Below are 14,125 nucleotides of genomic sequence, written 5' to 3'. Positions count from 1 at the left end.
GCCCCAGGTGGCCCCCGATTCGCGCGATAATGTCCGACTTTCCGCCTTTTCTGCCGTTTCCTGCTGCCCCCGCCATGACCGGACTGACCACCGCCCTCCTGCACGCCGACCGCGAAGCCGGCGTCGAGCACTACGCCGTCCACAAGCCGCTGCACACGTCGACGACGTACGGCTACTCCACCACGCAAGAGCTGATCGAGGTGTTCCAGGGCAAGCCCGGCTATACCTACGCGCGCCAGGGCAACCCGACCACCGCCGCCCTCGAGGCGAAGATCACGCTGATGGAAGAGGGCCTGGCCACCGCCTGCTTTGCCACCGGCATGGCGGCCATCGCGGCGGTGTTCTCGACGCTGCTGCGCGCGGGCGACCACGTGGTGTCCAGCGCCTTCCTGTTCGGCAACACCAACAGCGTGTTCGAGACATTGCGGAACCTGGGCGTGCAAGTCACGTTTGTCGATGCCACGTCTGCCCAGGCCGTGGCCGACGCCGTGCAACCGAACACGCGCCTCGTCTTCGTGGAAACCATCGCCAACCCGCGCACGCAGGTGGCCGACCTCAAGGGCATCGGCGCGCTCTGCAAGGAGCGGGGTCTGCTGTATGTGGTGGACAGCACGATGACCTCGCCGTGGCTGTTCCGCGGGCGCGATGTGCACGCGAGCCTCGTTGTGCATTCGCTGTCGAAGTACATCGGCGGACACGGCAACGCGCTGGGCGGCGCGGTGGTCGATACGGGGCTGTTCGACTGGGCGGCGTATCCGAACATCTTCCCGGCGTATCGCAAGGTCAAGCCCGAGATGCAGGGCATCCAGCAGATCCGCAAGAAGGGCCTGCGCGACCAGGGCGCCACGCTGATTGCCGATGCGGCGCACCGCATTGCCGTGGGCGCCGAAACGATGGCCCTGCGCGTGGACCGCACCTGCAGCAACGCGCTGGCGTTGGCACGCACGCTGGCGGCCCATCCGAAGGTGGCGCGCGTCTACTACCCCGGCCTGCCTGAGCACCCGGAGCACACCCGCGCCACCGAACTGTTCCGCCGCTATGGCGGCCTGCTCAGCTTCGAACTCGTGGACGGCGCGGATTACATCGACATGCTCAACCGTCTTCGCTATGCCGTGCGCGCCACGCACCTCGGCGATACGCGCACGCTGGTGATCCCCGTGGCGCCGACGATCTACTGGGAAATGGGCGCCGAGCGTCGCGCCTCGATGGGCATTGCCGATTCGCTCGTGCGCGTGTCGGTCGGCATCGAAGACGAGGCCGACCTGCTGGCCGACTTCACGCAGGCGCTGGACGCGACCTCCATCGCCTGACGGCGCCCCGGCTCAGTGGAAGAACAGCAGGCGCGTGCCGAAGGTGTGGCCGGCTTCCGCGGCCATCAGCACCATCAGCACCAGCAGCGCCAGGGGCGGCAGCAGGATGGCGTACACCAGCGCCAGCCGCTCCCACATCATGTGCATGAACACCGAGACGATCAGCCCCGCCTTGGCGATCATCAGCACGACGATGAGCACCCAGCGCGTGAGCCCTGCCACGCGAAAGTAGTCGACCAGGTACGACAGCGTGCTGAGCACGAACAGCAGCCCCCAGATCTTGAGGTACACCCCGATGGAATGATGCTGGCCGTGCGGGGCGTGGGTGCCAGCGGGTTCGGTGTGGTCCATGACATGCCTCACCACAGATAGAACAGCGCAAAGATGAACACCCAGACGAGATCGACGAAGTGCCAGTACAGGCCGGCGATCTCGACGATCTGGAAGTTGCCGTGTTCGGTGAAGCCGGGTTGCACGATCTTGCGCGCAATCACCAGCAGGTAGATCACGCCGCAGGTCACGTGAAAGCCGTGGAAGCCCGTGATCATGAAAAAGCACGCGCCAAACTGCGCCGCGCCAAGCGGGTTGCCCCACGGGCGGATGCCCTCGTGCACGATCAACTTGGTCCATTCGAACGCCTGCATCGACACGAACATCGCGCCCATCAACGCGGTCGCCAGGATCAGCAGGGCGGCCCGCCGCGCGTCGCGCCGGTAGCCGAAGTTCACCGCCATGGCCATCGTGCCGCTGCTGCTGATGAGTACGAACGTCATGATGGCGATCAGCAGCAGCGGCACCTCCACACCGCCCACCGACAGGCCGAACACCTTGGACGGGTCGGGCCACGGCACGGTGGTCGACATGCGCACCGTCATGTAGCCGATCAGGAAGCTGCTGAAGACGAAGGTGTCCGACAGCAGGAAGATCCACATCATGGCCTTGCCCCACGGCACCTTGAAGGCTTCGCGGTCGGCGGACCAGTCGGCGACGATGCCGCGCCAGCCTTGCGGGGCGGCGTCGGCTGAATCGGTGGGGAGCGTGGGCATGCTCATGGCGCGGCTCCATACAGCGGCCCGCAGATCGCGGCGACGAATGCGGGGGTGATCCACCACATCGCTGCGAGCAGCACGAGCCAGACGGCCAGCAGGAAGTGCCAGTACGTGGCACACAGCGTGACGGCGCGGTGGGCGCGCACGCGATGTGCATTCAGGCGCGCGACCGTGATGGCCCATGCGACGAGCCCCCCCAGCACGTGCGCTGCATGCAGGCCGGTGAAGACGTAGAGGAAGCTGCTGGACGGGTTGGCCGTCACGCCTGCGCCATGGGCGGACAGTTGCTGCCACGCCATCCATTGCCCGAAGACGAACAGTGACGCGAGCGCACCGCCGGCCAGCAGCCAGGCGGCCTGGCGGGCCCCGGTGCGCCGCGCCTGCGCCATCGCCAGGCTCGCCAGCACCAGCGCGCCGGTGTTCCACCACAGCAGCATCGGGTGGGGCACGGGCATCCAATCCGGCTCGCGCATGCGCATCGCATAGGCCAGGATCAGCAACGAAAACAACGCCGTCGCCACGGCCATGAAGACGCACAAGCCCACGCGGCCGGCGTTGGGCAGAGCCGGCCCGGTGTCGGGAACGAAGTGGCGGGGCAGGGTCGTCATGCGCGCACCTCATTGCCGTGGGCGACGTCGGCTTCCGTGGGCGGCGCATCGGGCGTACGGGAAGGCGGCTCGTTCTGCGGCACGAAATCATCGCTGCGGCCGGGCGGGCTGTACTCGTAGGCCCAGCGGTGGACCACCGGCAGCACCGGCCCCCAGTTGCCGTGACCGGGCGGCGTCTGCGGCGTCTGCCATTCGAGCGTGGTGGCGCGCCACGGGTTGCTGCCGGCCTGTCTGCCGCGCACGAGGCTCCATGCGAGGTTGAAGAGAAACAGCAGCTGCGCCACCCCCACGATGATGGCGACGGCGGTGATGAACGCATTGAGCGTCTGCGCGGACGGCGGGATGAAGCTGTAGCCCTCGTACGCGTAATACCGGCGCGGCATGCCGAGCACGCCCAGGTAGTGCATCGGAAAGTAGATCAGGTATGTGCCGATGAAGGTGATCCAGAAATGCGCGCGGCCCAGCGTGTCGTTCAGCATGCGGCCCGTCACCTTGGGGTACCAGTGATAGATGCCGCCGAACACCACGAGGATCGGCGACACCCCCATCACCATGTGGAAGTGCGCAACCACGAAGTACGTGTTGGACAGCGGGATGTCCACGCTCACGTTGCCGAGAAAGAGCCCCGTCAGCCCGCCGATGACGAAGGTGCTGATGAACCCGATGGCGAACAGCATCGGCACGCTCAGGTGGATGTCGCCGCGCCACAGCGTGAGCACCCAGTTGTAGACCTTCAGCGCCGTCGGGATGGCGATGATGAGCGTGGTGGTGGCAAAGAAGAACCCGAAGTACGGGTTCATGCCGGCGACGAACATGTGGTGGGCCCACACCACGAAGCTCAGCGCGCCGATGATGAGGATGGCCCACACCATCATCCGGTAGCCGAAGATGTTCTTGCGCGCGTGCGTGCTGATGAGGTCGGACACGATGCCAAAGGCAGGCAGCGCGACGATGTACACCTCCGGGTGGCCGAAGAACCAGAACAGGTGCTGGAACAGCAGCGGGCTGCCGCCGGCGTGCTTGAGCTGCTGCCCCATCGAAACCACGGCCGGCATGAAGAAGCTCGTGCCGAGCGTCTTGTCGAGCAACATCATGAGCGCCGACACGAACAGCGCGGGAAAGGCCAGCAACGCCAGCACCGTGGCCGTGAAGATGCCCCACACGGTGAGCGGCATGCGCATGAGCGTCATGCCGCGCGTGCGCGCCTGCAGCGTGGTGGTCACGTAGTTGAGGCCGCCCATGGTGGCCGCGACGATGAAGATCGCCAGCGACACCAGCATCAGCACGATGCCCCAGTCGGTGCCCGGTGTGCCGGGCAGGATGGCCTGCGGCGGATACAGCGTCCAGCCCGCGCCTGTCGGCCCGCCCGGTACGAAGAAGCTCGCCACCAGCACCAGCACGGCCAGCAGGTAGACCCAGTAGCTGAGCATGTTCAGGAACGGAAACACCATGTCGCGCGCGCCCAGCATCAGCGGGATCAGGTAGTTGCCGAAGCCGCCGAGGAACAGCGCCGTGAGCAGGTAGATCACCATGATCATTCCGTGCATGGTGACGAACTGGTAGTAGTGGTTGGCGTCGATGAAGGCGAACCGGCCCGGAAAGCCGAGCTGCAGCCGCATCAGGTTCGACAGCATGAGGCCCACCAGCCCGATGGCGATGGCCGTGAGCGAATACTGCACCGCGATGACCTTGTGGTCCTGGCTCCAGACGTAGCGCGTCCAGAAGCTTTGCGGTGCATGGCTGGGATCGCCGTGGTGATTGTTGCCGTAGGACATGGCGTCTCCTCGCTACGGTTTCGCCGTGGTGGCTGCGGGCGCGCCGCCTTGCGCCTGGATGTACGCCACCAGTGCGGAGAGCTCCTGCTCGCTGAGGTCGAAGCTCGGCATGATCGGCGCGAAGCCTTTCACCACGCGTGCCTTCGGGTCGCGAATGAATGCCCGCAGGTAGGCCTCGTCGACATGCGCGGTGCTGCCGTCGGCCATGGTTTCGGTCTTGCCGTACAGGCCCTTCCACGTGGGGCCGACGCCGGGGCTGCCGTCCACGCTGTGGCATGCGACGCAGCCCTTGGCCTGCGCCAGCGTCCTGCCCTGCTCGGCCAACGCCTGCGACGGGCCGCCGGCCGATGCCGAAGCGGCCTGGGCCTTGGCTTTCTGGCGTTGCTCGAAGGTGGTCTGCTGTGCCAGCCAGCGGGCGAACGCGGCCTCGTCTTCCACCACGACCACGCCGCGCATGTTGGCGTGGCCGATGCCGCAGAGCTGCGCGCACAGGATGTCGTATCGCCCCGCCTTGGTCGGCGTGAACCAGAAGGTGGTGACCATGCCGGGCACCATGTTCATGCGCGCACGAAATGGCGGCACATAGAAGTCGTGCAGCACATCGCGCGAGCGTGCCAGTACCTGGATCGGGCGGTTGATCGGCAGGTGCAGCTCCGGCGTGTCGATCAGGTAGTTGTCGCGGCCGTTCGGGTCAGCCGGGTTCATGCCGAACGGGTTGTCGTTCGTCATGTAGCGCACGTCGGTCGTGCCGAGCTTGCCGCCGGGGCCGGCAAAGCGGAAGCGCCATTGCCACTGCTGGCCGAGCACCTCCATCTGCAGCGCGTTGGGCGGCGGGCGCACGTAATCGGCATAGACGAAGAGGCCCGGCGCGAGCAGTGCGGCCACGCCCACGGTGGTGACGCCGATCAGCCACCATTCCAGGCGCCTGTTGTGCGGTTCGTAACTGGCGCGGTGGCCGTCCTTGTGCCGGTAGCGCAGCAGCGCGGCCACCACGAAAAGGTTGATGGCGACAAACAGCACCCCGGTGATGACGATGGTGATCGTCAGCGTGTCGTCCATGCGGCCCCAGTTGGACGCGACTGGCGTGATCCACCAGGGGCTGGCAACGTGAAACCCCACCGCCAGCACGACGATCAGAACGAGCGCAATCGCAAGGGCCATGGGCACCTCCCGCGCAGGGACTCCTTCGACCCTAGGCTAGTTCGCGCACCGGGTTCGTGCAAGGCAACGTAAGGACGAGGCGCACCGGGCATGCGGATCGCCTCGATGCGCGCGCAGCCTGTTGCGCTGCAATGCAAAACGGCCGCCTTCGGCACACGTTGCCGCAGGCGGCCGTCTCCTGGTGGTGCCGCTCGACTTGCGGCGCCGCAGGAAAAATGCGGTGCGTCAGCGCATCGTTTCCGGCCCGCGCCGTTCCAGCATGCCGTACGCGATGGCGGCGACCACGCCAAAGAGCAGGTTCGCCAGCAGCGGCCCCGACCCGCGCTCCGACACGAACCACGGGAAGACCGCCGTCATGCCGTAGAAATTGACCACGTACGCGACGATCCCGAACGCCACCCCGATGACCGCGAGCATGCCCGGGCTCGAATCGAAGTGGAACGGCGCGATGATGGCCGCCAGCATCATCCCCATGAGGGCGCCGAGCACGAAGTGCAGCACGAGCGCCACGCCGACGATGCTGAAGCTGAACAGCGCCATGTCTTCCAGCGCCCCGCGGCCCATCACCATGGCCGCGATCTTGTGTGTCGGGCGCCACGGGCTTTCATTGAGCACCATGGTCGACCAGAAGAACTCCAGCACGATGACGAGTGCGCCGCCCACGATCCCTGCCGCGCTCGCGGCGAGCCAGTCGGGCATGCGGCGCTCCCAATGATGCGATTGCATGTGCAGTTCCATACGAACCTCCTGCGGTGTATCAACGTCAGCACTTATGGATCGCACGCGCCACTTTGCGTGCAAGTGCAAATCGTATGGAATTCAGAATGGCAGATACGGGTGCCAACGCAAGGTACAAAAACCCTGCGCATCGCACAGCACCACGGCGTTCTGCTCGAACGTCAGCATCAGCGTGTCGGCGACGGCGGGGTCGTCGATGAACAGCAGCAGGCTCGGCTCCGGCGCCCATGCGTGCGCGGGCATGTCGTCCGGCGGGCCGCCCTCGCCGGGCAGCCAGGCCATGCCGCGTGCGATCACCCAGGCGAGCAGTTCGGCCTGGCGGGCGGTGTTTTCCTCGGCGGACACCGGGCGCGAGAACGGCTGGTGCGCCGTCACGAACACCGCCCACGGCGCGTCGGCCTGCGCGAGCAGCCCCGCAACGCACGGGTTGACGGCATCCAGGCGCAGCAGCACGTCGCCTTGCGGCCCGCGCACGCGATAGCGCGCACGCTGGTAGGCGGCAATGAGTTCAGGCGTGGGTGTGGGTGGAGACCGATGCATTGTTGTGCCGCGCGAACACGGCCATCTGATCTGGCGCAACGAAAAAGGGCTGCCGATGTCACAGAATAGCCTGGGGGCGGACGCTGCTCCAGCGCCGTTCCGACAACCACTCTCCTGCGAGGCTTGAACCATGTACAAGAAGATCCTGGTCGCCGTTGATGGCAGCGACACGAGCAAGCTGGCCCTGGCCGAAGCCATCCGCCTGGCCAAGGCGTTCCAGAGCATCGTGCGCGCCGTCTACATCGTCGACAGCCCGGCGATGCTGTTCGACGTCGGCTATTACGACCCGACGGAGCTGCGCAAGTCGTTCATCGAAGCCGGCACGCTGCTGTTGAAGGAGACCGCGGACGCGCTGGCCGCGGCGGGCCTCGCAAACGAAACCACGCTGGTGGAAACCGAAGGCGTGGGCGAGGATGTGGCCGGTGCCCTGCAGCGCGAAGCCCTGCAGAGCGGCGCCGATGTGGTCGTGATGGGCACGCACGGCCGCCGCGGCCTGGCGCACGCCATGCTGGGCAGCGTGGCCGAAAAGTTCGTCCGCCTGGCGACCACGCCGGTGCTGCTGGTGCGCGGTCCGGCCAAGGGCTGAGCAGCGGTGGTTGCGCGCGCAGGCCGGGTTTGCCCCTGCGCGTGACGGATATCATGTGGGCATCTCGGGTCGCGGGCTGGCAGGCTCGCGGCTTGTTTGCCACAACAGTCTCCGTCGCCACCGCCATGAACGCCAATCCGGACGCCCAGTCACGTCCCCCCATCCGCGCCATCCGGGCGCTCACCGCTCTCGAGGGCCGCGTGCTCGGCGTCCTGGTCGAGAAGCAGCACACGGTGCCCGACACCTATCCGCTCACACTCAACGCGCTGGTTGCCGGCTGCAACCAGAAGACCGCACGCGCGCCGGTGATGAACGTTACTGAAGCGGAAATCCTCACCGCCATCGACGGATTGAAATCGCTGAGCCTCGTGATGGAAGGCAGCAGCAGCCGCGTGCCGCGCTTCGAGCACAACATGGGCCGCGTGCTCGGCGTGCCGAGCCAGTCCGTGGCGCTTCTCACCGCGCTGCTGTTGCGCGGTCCGCAAACGGCCGCCGAGCTGCGCCTGAACGCCGCGCGGTTGCACGCGTTTGCAGACATCTCGTCCGTTGAAGCGTTTCTGGAAGAACTGGCCGAGAACGACCCGCCTTACGTCGTGAAGCTGCCGCGCGCGGCCGGCGAGCGAGAAAGCCGCTGGACGCACCGGCTCTGCGGTGAAGTGGCCCTGAGCGACGTGCGGCCGCGTGATGCGGATGCGCCCGACGAAGCCATTCCGCCTTCCGAATTCGAAGCCCTGAAGGCCGAGCACAAGCAGTTGGCCGACAAGGTGGCAAGGCTTCAGGCGCTGGTCGAGCAGATGGCCGGCGAGCTCGGCATCCCGGTCGACAAGTCCGTGCTGTAAACGCGGCCGGCCTCAGCAGCGAAGACGGCCGCATCGTCATCCGCCTACGCGCCCGGCGACACGAACAGCGTGCAGGCGCCTTCCTCGGCGGCAGACACATTGCGGCGGAAGCCCGAGAACAGGTCGCGCCCGACGCCCGCGTGATAGTGCGAAAGATCCGGCGTGCTGACCTTGCGGGCGTTCCACTCCGCCTCCGGTACGCGCACGGACAGCGTGCCCGCCTCAGCATCCAGCACGACGATGTCGCCATCGCGCACGCGCGCCAGCGGCCCGCCGTTGAGCGCTTCCGGCGTGACGTGGATCGCCGCCGGCACCTTGCCCGATGCCCCCGACATGCGGCCGTCCGTCACGAGCGCCACCTTGAAGCCGCGCTCCTGCAGCACCGACAGCGTCGGCGTGAGCTTGTGGAGCTCGGGCATGCCGTTGGCGGCGGGGCCCTGGTACGGCAGCACGGCGACGAAGTCGCGCTCCAGCTCGCCGGCCTTGAAAGCGTCGATCAGGTCGTCCTGCGCATGGAAGACGCGCGCCGGGGCTTCCACGAAGCGATGCTCCGGCTTGACCGCCGACACCTTGATGACCGAGCGTCCGAGGTTGCCCTCGAGCACGCGCAGGCCGCCGTCCGGCGAGAACGGCTCGGCCACGCCGCGCACGATGTTCGTGTCGAGCGACGCAGCTATGCCGTCGCGCCACACCAGCTTGTCGCCTTCCAGGAAAGGCTCCTGGGTATGGCGGCGCAGGCCCTTGCCCATGATCGTCGTCACGTCCTCGTGCAGCAGGCCGGCGTCGAGCAGTTCGCGGATCACGATCGACAGGCCGCCGGCGGCCTGGAACTCGTTCACGTCGGCCTTGCCGTTCGGGTACACACGCGCCAGCAGCGGAATCACGCCCGACAGGTCGTTGAAGTCGTCCCACGTGAGCAGGATGCCCGCCGCACGCGCCATCGCGATGAGGTGCAGCGTGTGGTTGGTCGAGCCGCCCGTGGCCAGCAGGCCGACGATGCCGTTGACGAACGCGCGCTCGTCGAGCACATCGGCGATGGGCGTGTACTGGTTGCCGCTGTAGACGAGCTTGAGCACCTGGCGCGCGGCCTCGCGCGTGAGCGCCTCGCGCAGCGGCGTGCCCGGGTTGATGAAAGCGGTGCCCGGCAGGTGCAGGCCCATGATCTCCATCAGCATCTGGTTGGAGTTGGCCGTGCCGTAGAACGTGCAGGTGCCGGGGCCGTGGTACGACTTCGATTCGGCTTCGAGCAGGTCGGCGCGCGAGAGCTTGCCTTCGGCGTAGAGCTGGCGCGTGCGGGCCTTCTCGTCGTTGCTGATGCCGGTGGTCATGGGGCCGGCCGGCACGAACACGGCCGGCAGGTGGCCGAACGACAGCGCCCCGATCACCAGCCCCGGCACGATCTTGTCGCACACGCCGAGGTACAGCGCCGCGTCGAACATCTGGTGCGACAGCGCCACGGCCGTCGACAGCGCAATGGTGTCGCGCGAGAAGAGCGACAGCTCCATGCCGTCCTGCCCCTGCGTCACGCCATCGCACATGGCCGGCACGCCGCCGGCAAACTGCGCGGTGCCGCCGGCTTCGAGCGCAGCCTGCTTGATCCACGCCGGAAATGCCTCCAGCGGCTGGTGGGCCGAGAGCATGTCGTTGTACGCCGACACGATGCCGATGTTCGGCCGCTCCAGTGCCTTGAGCCGGATCTTGGTCTCGCCCTCCATGGCCGCGAAGCCGTGGGCGAGGTTCGTGCACGAGAGCAGCGTGCGCTCGACCTTGCGGCCGGCGTTCTTGCGGGTGACGTCCAGATAGGCTTGGCGCGGGCCGCGGCTGCGGTCGATGATGCGCTGGGTGACGTCGGCCACGACGTCATGCAGGCGGTGCTGGGCCATGCGGGTTCTCCAGGAAGTGGGGTCCGGGGTGGGAGGTGTGCTGTAATTTTCCTACAAACACGCCCGTTGTGGGACAGGGTTTTCCACAAGGATGCGTCGTCTCGCAACGGCGTGCACGCGAATTGCGTGCCAGAAGGCGCGCCAGGAGCCACGATCCGCGTCGCAAGTCGGGCAGGAAACCCCTGCTCGGGCAGCGTTGCAGCACCTTGCTCGCGATGTAGTAATACTACAAAATGAGGCCAAAACAGGTGCTGGCCGGACCTGTCGTCCAATCGAGCGGGCGCGCGTTGCCCTGAGCCGGGCCTCTGGGCCGCAACGACGCCATGCGAGCTCAGTGCCCCCTGGCGCATGCCCGTTTCATTGGATGACAGGCTCCAGTCAGCTAGGCTAGCCTAATCGATGGCTCACACACAGGAGATGACGATGTCGGTGCCCGCATTCGACATGGTGTTGTTTGGCGGTACGGGCGATCTGGCCCGCCGCAAGCTGATCCCGGCCTTGTTCGATGCGCACCAGGGCGGCGAACTGCACCCGCGCGGGCGCATCTTCGCCATCGGCACGCAGCCGCTGGAAACCGCCGGTTATCTCGCGCTGCTGGAGCGCGAGACGCGCCCGACCATGCGTCTGTACTCAGGCGCGCCGGTCTCCGATGACGCGTGGGCCTCGTTTGCCGAGCGCATCGTCTATCAGCAGGTCGATGCCCGCAAACCCGAGCAGTTCGATGCGCTGGCCGCGGCCCTCGGCGAAGACCGCGCCCCCGTGACGGTGTGCTACCTCGCCACCGCACCGGGCATCTTTGTCGACATCTGCAAGCAACTGGCCCGTGTCGGGCTGAACACGCCGAACGTGCGCCTCGTGCTGGAAAAGCCGCTGGGCACGGACCTCGCCTCCAACGAGCGCATCAACTCCGCCGTGGCGGAGTACTTTGCCGAAGACCAGATCTACCGCATCGACCACTACCTCGGGAAGGAGTCGGTGCAGAACCTGATGGCGATCCGCTTCGGCAACGCGCTGTTCGAGCCGTTGTGGCGCCGCGAGTGGATCAAGGACGTGCAGATCACCATCGCAGAGCAGCTCGGCGTGGAAAAGCGCGGCGATTTCTACGACGGCGTCGGCGCGCTGCGGGACATGGTGCAGAACCACCTGCTGCAGCTGCTGTGCATCGTGGCCATGGAGCCGCCGTCGAGCCTGTCGCAGGACGCCATCCGCGACGAGAAGCTGAAGATCCTCAAGGCGCTCAAGCCGATCCCGCTGCAGGAGGTGCCCGACAAGACCGTGCGCGGGCAGTACCAGGAGGGCGCCATCGCGGGCCAGCCGGTGCAGGGCTATCTGCAGGAGCAGGGCATTCCGCCGGACAGCCGCACCGAGACCTTCGTCGCCATCAAGGCCGAGATTGCCAACTGGCGCTGGGCCGGCGTGCCGTTCTACCTGCGCACCGGCAAGCGCATGCCGCAGCGGCTGGCGGAGATCGTGGTGCGCTTCCATGACGTGCCACACGCGCTGTTCCCGAAGCCGCTGATCCAGTTTCCGGAGAACAGGCTCGTCATCCGACTGCAGCCGGAAGAGAGCATCCGCCTGCAGTTCCTGACCAAGACGCCGGGCGCGGCGCTGGGCCTGCAGCCGTCCACGCTCGATCTGGATTTCACCGACCACGGCGGCGTGCGCCATGCCGGCGCGTATGAGCGCCTGCTGATGGATGCGGTCAACGGCAAGCTTGGCCTGTTCGTACGCCGCGATGAGCAGGCCGAAGCGTGGCGCTGGGTCGAGCCCATCATCGAAGCGTGGAACGAGGCACGTACGCCGCCCAAGGGGTATACGGCAGGCAGCTGGGGCCCCGCGGCATCGAGCGCCTTGCTCTCGCGCGACAACGCCGCCTGGCACGAGGAGATGTAATGGCAACCCGCTGGCACGCAGCCACCGACGCGGCGGCGCAGGTTCAGGCGCTCGCCACATCCATCGCCAGTACGCTCGCGCATGTGATCGAAGACCAGGGCACCGCGTGCCTGGCGGTGTCGGGCGGGCGATCGCCGATTGCCCTGTTTGCGGCGTTGCGCGTGCTGCCCCTGCGCTGGGCCGATGTGTCGATCACGCTCGTCGACGAACGCGCGGTGCCGCCTGACCATGCCGACAGCAACGCGCGCCTGGTCCGCGAACACCTGCTGCAGGACGCAGCCGCCGCGGCGCGATTCTTTCCGCTTGTGCTGCCGCTGCATGTGCATGGCGGCTCGGTGGACGTCGATGCCTGCGTCGCTACGGCCAACGCGCCGTTCCAGCAGCCCGACGTCGTGATCCTCGGCATGGGCGACGACGGGCACACGGCCTCGCTGTTTCCCGATGCGCCCGAGTTGCCGGACGGCGTGGACCGCACGAAGCCGCCCGGCTACCTGCCCGTGCGGCCGGGCACCGCACCGCACCGGCGCATCAGCCTCAACCTCTCGGCGCTGTGCGCGGCGCGGCGGCTGTTCCTGTCGATCGCGGGGCCGGTCAAGCGCGCGGTGTTCGACACGGCGGCGCAGGACGTGGCACAGCCCGCGCTACCCGTGGGTTATGTCATTCATCAGCGGGAGGTACCGCTCGATGTCTATTGGACTGCATGAAGTGAGCGCGGGCACCGTGGCCGATGTGACGGCCTATCCGCGCCTGGTGGCCGACGTGGGCGGCACCAACGTGCGTTTTGCACTCGAGATGGCGCCCATGCGCCTTGCGCACATCGGCGTCCTCGCCGGCGACGATTACCCCTCGCTCGAGGCGGCCATGCGGGCGTACCTGGCTTCGCTGCCGCCCGAGATTGCCGCAGCGGGTGTGCGCCACGCGGCCATCGGCATCGCCAACCCGGTGCTCGGCGACCAGATCCGCATGACCAACCGCGACTGGGCCTTCTCCATCGAAGCCATGCGGCAGTCGCTGGGCTTCGACACCTTCGTCGTGCTGAACGACTTTGCGGCGCTGGCCCATGCGCTGCCGTTCCTGCCCGCCGAAGAGCTGGAGCAGGTGGGCGGCGGCGCAAGCGTGGCCGATGCACCGCGCGCGCTGCTCGGCGCGGGCACGGGCCTGGGCGTGGCATCGCTGCTGCCGACGGCGGACGGCCGCTACATCGCCGTGGCAGGCGAAGGCGGGCATGTCGCGTTTCCGCCCATGAACGACGAGGAGGTCGCCATCTGGCGCTTCGCGCGCGAGCGCTTCGGGCATGTCTCGGCGGAACGGTTGATTTCGGGGATGGGCCTGGAGCTGATCTACGAAGCGCTGGGCGTGTGCTTCGACCTGTGGCAGCAGGGCCCCGCCGTGCGCCGCGCCGCCGACATCACCGCCATCGCCCTGGGCGAGATGGAAGATGCCGCCGGCGACCACGCGCGCTGCCGCTATGCCGTCGACACGTTCTGCGCGTTCCTTGGCACCATCGCGGCCAACCTGGCTGTCACACTGGGCGCGCGGGGCGGCGTGTATATCGGCGGCGGCATCGTGCCGCGCCTCGGGCCGGCCTTTGCCAATTCGCCCTTCCGGCGGCGCTTTGAAGACAAGGGGCGCTTTTCAGCGTACGTGGCGGCGATGCCGGTGTATGTCATCCACTCGCCGTATCCCGGCCTCATCGGCCTGTGCGCGGCGATGGACCACGCCGTGGCGCAGGGCCACTGACGC

General features: G+C 67.3%; 14 protein-coding genes. 6 read left to right on the top strand and 8 right to left on the bottom strand.

What is annotated here, in order from left to right; translation table 11 throughout:
* Window positions 1-74: 74 nt before the first annotated feature.
* Window positions 75-1,310 carry a cystathionine gamma-synthase family protein gene (locus tag TK49_RS18650; protein ID WP_045220328.1) on the top strand — a complete coding sequence of 412 codons (1,236 nt, stop codon included), beginning with the start codon at window positions 75-77 and terminating at the stop codon, window positions 1,308-1,310.
* Window positions 1,311-1,322: 12 nt separating this feature from the next.
* Here TK49_RS18650 and TK49_RS18645 read toward each other — a convergent pair whose 3' ends face one another.
* From TK49_RS18645 to TK49_RS18615, 7 genes are all read right to left on the bottom strand, one after another.
* A complete protein-coding gene (locus TK49_RS18645) occupies window positions 1,323-1,661 on the bottom strand; it encodes a cytochrome C oxidase subunit IV family protein (protein ID WP_045218928.1) in 339 nt (112 codons plus the stop codon).
* A gap of 8 nt (window positions 1,662-1,669) precedes the next feature.
* Complete coding sequence (locus TK49_RS18640; protein WP_045218927.1) at window positions 1,670-2,362, bottom strand: heme-copper oxidase subunit III family protein; 693 nt, start codon at window positions 2,360-2,362, stop codon at window positions 1,670-1,672.
* Window positions 2,359-2,967: a cytochrome c oxidase subunit 3 gene (locus TK49_RS18635; RefSeq protein WP_045218926.1), complete on the bottom strand. Its 609-nt coding sequence runs from the start codon at window positions 2,965-2,967 to the stop codon at window positions 2,359-2,361. The genes TK49_RS18640 and TK49_RS18635 overlap by 4 nt, the downstream gene beginning before the upstream one ends.
* A complete protein-coding gene (gene ctaD / locus TK49_RS18630; protein ID WP_045218924.1) occupies window positions 2,964-4,742 on the bottom strand; it encodes a cytochrome c oxidase subunit I in 1,779 nt (592 codons plus the stop codon). The genes TK49_RS18635 and ctaD overlap by 4 nt, the downstream gene beginning before the upstream one ends.
* Before the next feature lie 12 nt (window positions 4,743-4,754).
* Window positions 4,755-5,903 carry a c-type cytochrome gene (locus TK49_RS18625; RefSeq protein ID WP_045218923.1) on the bottom strand — a complete coding sequence of 383 codons (1,149 nt, stop codon included), beginning with the start codon at window positions 5,901-5,903 and terminating at the stop codon, window positions 4,755-4,757.
* 225 nt (window positions 5,904-6,128) lie between these two features.
* Complete coding sequence (locus TK49_RS18620) at window positions 6,129-6,641, bottom strand: hypothetical protein (protein WP_045218921.1); 513 nt, start codon at window positions 6,639-6,641, stop codon at window positions 6,129-6,131.
* Window positions 6,642-6,722: 81 nt separating this feature from the next.
* Complete coding sequence (locus TK49_RS18615) at window positions 6,723-7,181, bottom strand: DUF3293 domain-containing protein (RefSeq protein ID WP_045218919.1); 459 nt, start codon at window positions 7,179-7,181, stop codon at window positions 6,723-6,725.
* Between the two features lie 130 nt (window positions 7,182-7,311).
* Here TK49_RS18615 and TK49_RS18610 point away from each other — a divergent pair, with 130 nt between their 5' ends.
* Entirely contained in the window at window positions 7,312-7,767 is a 456-nt protein-coding gene (locus tag TK49_RS18610) for a universal stress protein (RefSeq protein WP_045218917.1), read from the top strand.
* A 125-nt stretch (window positions 7,768-7,892) separates the two neighbouring features.
* A complete protein-coding gene (locus tag TK49_RS18605) occupies window positions 7,893-8,606 on the top strand; it encodes a YceH family protein (protein ID WP_045218914.1) in 714 nt (237 codons plus the stop codon).
* A 44-nt stretch (window positions 8,607-8,650) separates the two neighbouring features.
* Here TK49_RS18605 and edd read toward each other — a convergent pair whose 3' ends face one another.
* Window positions 8,651-10,489, bottom strand: a complete 1,839-nt coding sequence (edd, locus tag TK49_RS18600; protein WP_045218912.1) for a phosphogluconate dehydratase — start codon at window positions 10,487-10,489, stop codon at window positions 8,651-8,653.
* Window positions 10,490-10,912: 423 nt separating this feature from the next.
* Between edd and zwf the strand changes: the two genes are divergently transcribed.
* From zwf to TK49_RS18585, 3 genes are read left to right on the top strand one after another with little or no spacing between them, the layout of a single operon-like run.
* On the top strand, window positions 10,913-12,382 hold the full coding sequence (gene zwf, locus TK49_RS18595; protein WP_045218911.1) for a glucose-6-phosphate dehydrogenase: 1,470 nt from the start codon (window positions 10,913-10,915) through the stop codon (window positions 12,380-12,382).
* Entirely contained in the window at window positions 12,382-13,086 is a 705-nt protein-coding gene (gene pgl, locus TK49_RS18590; RefSeq protein ID WP_045218910.1) for a 6-phosphogluconolactonase, read from the top strand. The genes zwf and pgl overlap by 1 nt, the downstream gene beginning before the upstream one ends.
* The gene (locus TK49_RS18585) at window positions 13,067-14,122 is read left to right on the top strand and encodes a glucokinase (protein WP_045218907.1); all 1,056 of its coding nucleotides are present in this window, start codon (window positions 13,067-13,069) and stop codon (window positions 14,120-14,122) included. The genes pgl and TK49_RS18585 overlap by 20 nt, the downstream gene beginning before the upstream one ends.
* The last annotated feature ends 3 nt before the right edge of the window (window positions 14,123-14,125 follow it).

It is taken from the genome of Ralstonia mannitolilytica (assembly GCF_000954135.1).
In the GTDB taxonomy this organism is placed as follows: Bacteria; Pseudomonadota; Gammaproteobacteria; order Burkholderiales; family Burkholderiaceae; genus Ralstonia; species Ralstonia mannitolilytica.
This window is presented reverse-complemented; position numbering and strand designations above follow the sequence as displayed.

Excerpts from the sequence above, each read along its gene's own strand:
- TK49_RS18650 (WP_045220328.1), top strand. The coding sequence starts at position 75 with ATGACCGGACTGACCACCGCCCTCCTGCACGCCGACCGCGAAGCCGGC.
- TK49_RS18645 (WP_045218928.1), bottom strand. The coding sequence starts at position 1,661 with ATGGACCACACCGAACCCGCTGGCACCCACGCCCCGCACGGCCAGCAT.
- TK49_RS18640 (WP_045218927.1), bottom strand. The coding sequence starts at position 2,362 with ATGAGCATGCCCACGCTCCCCACCGATTCAGCCGACGCCGCCCCGCAA.
- TK49_RS18635 (WP_045218926.1), bottom strand. The coding sequence starts at position 2,967 with ATGACGACCCTGCCCCGCCACTTCGTTCCCGACACCGGGCCGGCTCTG.
- ctaD (WP_045218924.1), bottom strand. The coding sequence starts at position 4,742 with ATGTCCTACGGCAACAATCACCACGGCGATCCCAGCCATGCACCGCAA.
- TK49_RS18625 (WP_045218923.1), bottom strand. The coding sequence starts at position 5,903 with ATGGCCCTTGCGATTGCGCTCGTTCTGATCGTCGTGCTGGCGGTGGGG.
- TK49_RS18620 (WP_045218921.1), bottom strand. The coding sequence starts at position 6,641 with ATGGAACTGCACATGCAATCGCATCATTGGGAGCGCCGCATGCCCGAC.
- TK49_RS18615 (WP_045218919.1), bottom strand. The coding sequence starts at position 7,181 with ATGCATCGGTCTCCACCCACACCCACGCCTGAACTCATTGCCGCCTAC.
- TK49_RS18610 (WP_045218917.1), top strand. The coding sequence starts at position 7,312 with ATGTACAAGAAGATCCTGGTCGCCGTTGATGGCAGCGACACGAGCAAG.
- TK49_RS18605 (WP_045218914.1), top strand. The coding sequence starts at position 7,893 with ATGAACGCCAATCCGGACGCCCAGTCACGTCCCCCCATCCGCGCCATC.
- edd (WP_045218912.1), bottom strand. The coding sequence starts at position 10,489 with ATGGCCCAGCACCGCCTGCATGACGTCGTGGCCGACGTCACCCAGCGC.
- zwf (WP_045218911.1), top strand. The coding sequence starts at position 10,913 with ATGTCGGTGCCCGCATTCGACATGGTGTTGTTTGGCGGTACGGGCGAT.
- pgl (WP_045218910.1), top strand. The coding sequence starts at position 12,382 with ATGGCAACCCGCTGGCACGCAGCCACCGACGCGGCGGCGCAGGTTCAG.
- TK49_RS18585 (WP_045218907.1), top strand. The coding sequence starts at position 13,067 with ATGTCTATTGGACTGCATGAAGTGAGCGCGGGCACCGTGGCCGATGTG.